We start from the raw sequence: 4,308 nt of genomic DNA, 5'->3' as shown, positions 1-4,308 counted from the left end.
CAGCATCCGCGTGGGCGACACGGTGCTCAAGCCCACCGGCCCGGACCGCGAGTTCGCCGAATGGCTGGGGGACGTCATGGCCTCGGTCCCGGAGGACGGCTTCCGCGTCGCGCGGCCCCTGCGGGCCGTCACCGGTTCCTGGAGTTACGACGGCTGGACCGCCGCCCGTCTCGTCGCCGGCGCCGAACCCGATCACGCCGCTGCGCCGCGCTGGCTGGAGATCGTGGCCGCGGGACGCGCCTTTCACCGCGCACTGGCCGACGTACCGCGCCCCGGCTTTCTCGACCGGCGCGGCGACTGGTGGGCGATCGGCGACCGTGTCGCCTGGCAGGAGGAGGAGCCCGATCTGCTTCCCGCGCTGCGCGCTCCCTACGGCGCGTTGACCGCGCTGCTCGGTCCGATGCCGCAGGACCGCCCCCAGCTCGTCCACGGCGACCTGACGGGCAACGTCTTGTTCGCTCCGGGCCTGGCCCCGGCAGTCATCGACTTCTCGCCCTACTGGCGGCCTGCGGCCTTCGGCGAGGCGGTCGTCGTGGGCGACGCCGTGCTCTGGCACGGCGCCGGCCCGCAGCTGCTCCGGGAGGCCGCGGCCGCGGGCGGTCCCGGCTTCGCCCGGTACGTCGCCCGAGCCCTCGTCTTCCGCCTCGTCACCACCAGCGAGCGTCTGCGTGCCCTGCCGGTCGACGGCCGCCGCAGCACCGACACCGATCCCGACGCCGAGAAACGCCGCTATGAGCGCGCGGCACGGCTGCTCGCCGAACTCGTTCGTGCACCCCGCAAGGCAACGCGCTGAAGTACGGCCCTACAGGACCGGCGGCCCCTGCTCGACGCGGCGCAGCACCGGGGTGAGCCGGTCGAGTCCCTCGCCCGTCTGGATCTGCCGCTCGTCCCACCACGTGGCTCCCGCTTCGGCCAGCGGTCCGACCAGGTCGCGGGTACGGGCGGCGTCCTCACCCGGCGTGGCGCCGCCGAGGACGATCTCGAAGGGTGCGTCGGGCGACCGGTCCTCGCGTTGCTTGCGCAGGTAGGCCACCAGGTCGCGGACCTGGTCGAGGGGCGGCACATGGCCGTGCCTGGCGTCGGTGAACAGCGGGACCGCGCCGTCCCAGCGGGCCGCCCGGCGCATCGGCGGACGGTTGGGCCAGAATCCGGCGATCCAGACCGGCGGCCGGGGGCGCTGCGCGGTGGCGGGCAGCAGTGTCACGTCCCGTGCCTGGTAGTGCCGTCCCTCGTGGTTCACCGGCTCGCCCGACCAGTAGCGCTGGAGCAGGTCCAGGCCCTCGTCAAGGCGCTCGGCCAGCACCTTCGGGTCCGTGGTGTCGCCGAAACTGCCGTACTCGTCCTCGACGGGCCCGCCCAGACCCGCGCCGAACGTGACCCGGCCGCCGCTGAGGACGTCCAGGGTGGCCACCTGGCGGGCGAGCTGCTGCGGGCGCCGCCGGGCCACCGGGGTGACCAGCGTGCCCAGCCTGATGCGGGAGGTCGCGAGGGCGGCTGCCGTCAGCAGCATCCAGGGGTCACCGAAGGGTCTGCCCGCGTGCGTGCGGTGCAGCACGTGATCCCAGACGAACAAGCCGTCCCAGCCCGCTTGTTCCGCCGCCACGGCGAGCTTCGCCACGGTTCTGGGATCGGCGAAGTCACCGAAGTTCGGAATGTTCACCGAGAAGCGCATCCCCGCATCCTGCTGCACGGCATCGGGGGCGGCAACTCAGATACCGACCGACTCCGCATGTCGTACCGCGGCCTGTGCGAGCCCCGTGATCAGCGGATGGGGTCGGGTGCCGTCGCCCTGCAGTTCGGGCTGGAACAGGGTGGCCAGGAAGAAGGGGTGGCCCGGCAGTTCGGCGATGCGGACATCGCCGTTCTCGTCCGTGCCGGTGAAGCTCAGCCCGTGGGCTCGCAGCCTCTCCACGTACGCGGGGTTCGGCCCGAAGTTGCAGTGGTAGCGCTCCACCGTGCGCCGGACGCCGATGAGCCGGGCCGCGCGGGAGTCCGCAGTCAGGGTGATGGTGCCCTCGTGGCCGACCAGCGAGCAGGCCAGCGGGACGATCACCTCGTCCTCACCCGTGTTCCCGTCCTCGCTCGTGTTCCCGTCCTCGCTCGTGATCCCGTCCTCGGCGGTGTTCTCGGCGTGTACGGCCCGGCCGAGGCCGCAGACCGACCGGGCGTACTCCAGGAGCATGTGCTGGAAGCCGCCGCAGGTCCCCAGGAAGGGGATGCCCTGTTCGCGGGCCGTGCGGATGGCCGCAAGCGCTCCGGCTTCGCTGCGGTAGGGGCTGCCGGGCAGGACCCACACGGCGTCGAAGCCCTCGACCCCCGCGTGCGCTTCGTGGGTGGGGATCCAGTACGCGTCCAGGTTGAGGCCCTCGCGGATGCGCAGGGCCTCCAGGAGGGCCGGGACGCGGGTGTGGGAGCGGACATGGTCGGAGCGGTCTGCGACCAGGGCGATACGTGCGGCCGGAAAAGTCATGCGTCCATCGTCGGCAGCGCCACCGCATCACGTCCAACGATGATTGATGCACTCTGCATTAGCGATACTGATGCACATGGATCCACATCTCCTGCGGACCTTCGTCGCCGTCGTCGACAACCGTTCCTTCTCCGCCGCCGCCCGGGAGTTGGGCTACACCCAGTCCGCCGTCTCGCAGCACATCGCCGCGCTCGAAGCCGACCTCGGCGCCCCGCTCGTGGAGCGCCGACCGGTGGGACCCACCGCAGCGGGCGAGCGTCTCATGGAGCACGCCCGGCCCCTGCTGCTGCGCCTGGAGGCGGCCCGCGCGGACATCGCCCGGTTCCATGCGACGCGCCCCGCCCGGCTCGCCGTCGCCGCCACTCCGCTGTCCCTGACCCCTTCTCTCGCCCGGGCCCTTGCCCGGATCCGTTCGTCCGCCCCGGGCCTCGCGGTGACGCTTGCTGTGCTCGGGCGCGAGGCAGTGCTGGCGGCCGTCATGGCCGGGGACGCCGATACGGGTCTGGTGGACGGAGCTGCCGCGCCTTCCGACCCACTGCCGCTGCCCGGTCCCGGCCCTCTGGCCACCACCGCCGTCGCCGAACAGCCCCTGGTCGTACTGCTTCCGGCCGGCCACCCGCTGACGTGCCGGAGCTCCCTGCGGCTGCCGGACCTCACCGACGCACACTGGCTGGACGCACCCGACACCGCCGTCCCCCTGGCGCAACTGCGCGCGACCGCCCGTACCGACGGCTTCCGCCCCCAAGTCAGCTACCGCGGAACGGACATCAGAGGCGTGGGAACACTGGTCGCGGGCGGGCACGGCCTGGCTGCCCTGCCCCGCACGGCGGCCGCAGGCCTGCCGGGGACGGTGGCCGTCCCCCTGTCCGAGCCCCGCCTGGTCCACCGCACCGAGGCCCTGCACCCGCCCGACCCTGCCGCTCCCGTCCCCGAACTCCTGGCCGCTCTCGCGACGTGAGCGGCGTCAGCTTGCACGGCGCAGCGGCGGTACGCCGGCACCTCGACAGCGTTCTCGATGTCCGCTGCCGCCATCTTGAACTGCTCGGGTAGGCAGGCGTCGCGTCTCGATACGGTACAGGCGCTGGGACAGACGTCCTCCGGCCCTGTGTGATCAGGAGGGGAAGGCCAGGGCGAAGGCCGCGCTGGGCAGCGGCGCACACATGTCCTGCCAGGCGATGGAGATGCCGAACTCCTGTTCAAGGAATCCGAGGAAGGCGACGTCGGACAACTCCTCACCGTTGTAGAAGAAGCCGGGCACCTGCTCGTCCGTGGCGAGGCGCCCAGCGCACGCCTCCCGCGGTTCGTAGTCGGCTACGACCTGACCGTCCCTGGCGTAGCCAACCCACTGCCCGCCCGCGCCGCTGCGGAACACCGTGTACACCCGCGTCCCGCGCGACAGTTGGTCCAGGTGACAACGCGTCCGGGAGGAGCAGTTCTCGATGGCGTACGCCCAGCCCGGGACGGCCCCGGCCCGGACGATCGCCTCCGGGTGCGAGAGGAACCCGGCTTCTGTCAGCTGCGCCACCAGGTCTTCGTCCTCCCAGTCGAGGAACTCCAGATCGCTCAGATGGCCGTCCTCCGGGCGCATCAGCAGCGCCTCTGACGCATCGTCAGCCAGTTCGTGGATGTGGTGCGGTTGCGCTCCGATGCGCACCAACAGCTCGCGCGGCGTAATGCCCTCGCACAGCGTGAAGGTGTAGCACTCCGCGTACCCGTTCGCTATCCAGCGCAGCCCGTTTTTCATTGCTCGCCCTCCCCGTGGCTGATCAGTCATGCCGCACGATAGTCCGGCAGTTCCCCCGAACCGGAACGAGGAGCGGCGGGCCGACCACCCCGGA

The 4,308-nt window shown here is 72.0% G+C and carries 5 protein-coding genes; 2 read left to right on the top strand and 3 right to left on the bottom strand.

Features of this window, described 5'->3' with window-relative positions; genetic code table 11:
• The coding region (locus ACQKIP_RS33535; RefSeq protein ID WP_427745011.1) for an aminoglycoside phosphotransferase at positions 1 to 793 on the top strand (793 nt) is incomplete at its 5' end.
• A gap of 9 nt (positions 794 to 802) precedes the next feature.
• Here the strand turns inward: ACQKIP_RS33535 and ACQKIP_RS33530 are convergent.
• On the bottom strand, positions 803 to 1,672 hold the full coding sequence (locus ACQKIP_RS33530) for an LLM class flavin-dependent oxidoreductase (protein WP_365856571.1): 870 nt from the start codon (positions 1,670 to 1,672) through the stop codon (positions 803 to 805).
• A gap of 36 nt (positions 1,673 to 1,708) precedes the next feature.
• Positions 1,709 to 2,470 carry a CTP synthase C-terminal region-related (seleno)protein gene (locus ACQKIP_RS33525; RefSeq protein ID WP_365856569.1) on the bottom strand — a complete coding sequence of 254 codons (762 nt, stop codon included), beginning with the start codon at positions 2,468 to 2,470 and terminating at the stop codon, positions 1,709 to 1,711.
• 76 nt (positions 2,471 to 2,546) lie between these two features.
• Here ACQKIP_RS33525 and ACQKIP_RS33520 point away from each other — a divergent pair, with 76 nt between their 5' ends.
• On the top strand, positions 2,547 to 3,428 hold the full coding sequence (locus ACQKIP_RS33520; protein ID WP_365856567.1) for a LysR family transcriptional regulator: 882 nt from the start codon (positions 2,547 to 2,549) through the stop codon (positions 3,426 to 3,428).
• 153 nt (positions 3,429 to 3,581) lie between these two features.
• Here the strand turns inward: ACQKIP_RS33520 and ACQKIP_RS33515 are convergent, their stop codons facing one another.
• On the bottom strand, positions 3,582 to 4,214 hold the full coding sequence (locus tag ACQKIP_RS33515; RefSeq protein WP_365856565.1) for a DUF6461 domain-containing protein: 633 nt from the start codon (positions 4,212 to 4,214) through the stop codon (positions 3,582 to 3,584).
• Positions 4,215 to 4,308 lie beyond the last annotated feature (94 nt).

Source organism: Streptomyces sp. NPDC059900 (assembly GCF_050270335.1).
In the GTDB taxonomy this organism is placed as follows: domain Bacteria; phylum Actinomycetota; class Actinomycetes; order Streptomycetales; family Streptomycetaceae; genus Streptomyces.
Note: the sequence above shows the minus strand (reverse complement) of the source record. Positions and strands in the feature narration are given on the sequence as shown.

What these genes read in the sequence shown, in the direction of transcription:
- ACQKIP_RS33530 (WP_365856571.1), bottom strand. Translation starts at nt 1,672, where the DNA reads ATGCGCTTCTCGGTGAACATTCCGAACTTCGGTGACTTCGCCGATCCC.
- ACQKIP_RS33525 (WP_365856569.1), bottom strand. Translation starts at nt 2,470, where the DNA reads ATGACTTTTCCGGCCGCACGTATCGCCCTGGTCGCAGACCGCTCCGAC.
- ACQKIP_RS33520 (WP_365856567.1), top strand. Translation starts at nt 2,547, where the DNA reads ATGGATCCACATCTCCTGCGGACCTTCGTCGCCGTCGTCGACAACCGT.
- ACQKIP_RS33515 (WP_365856565.1), bottom strand. Translation starts at nt 4,214, where the DNA reads ATGAAAAACGGGCTGCGCTGGATAGCGAACGGGTACGCGGAGTGCTAC.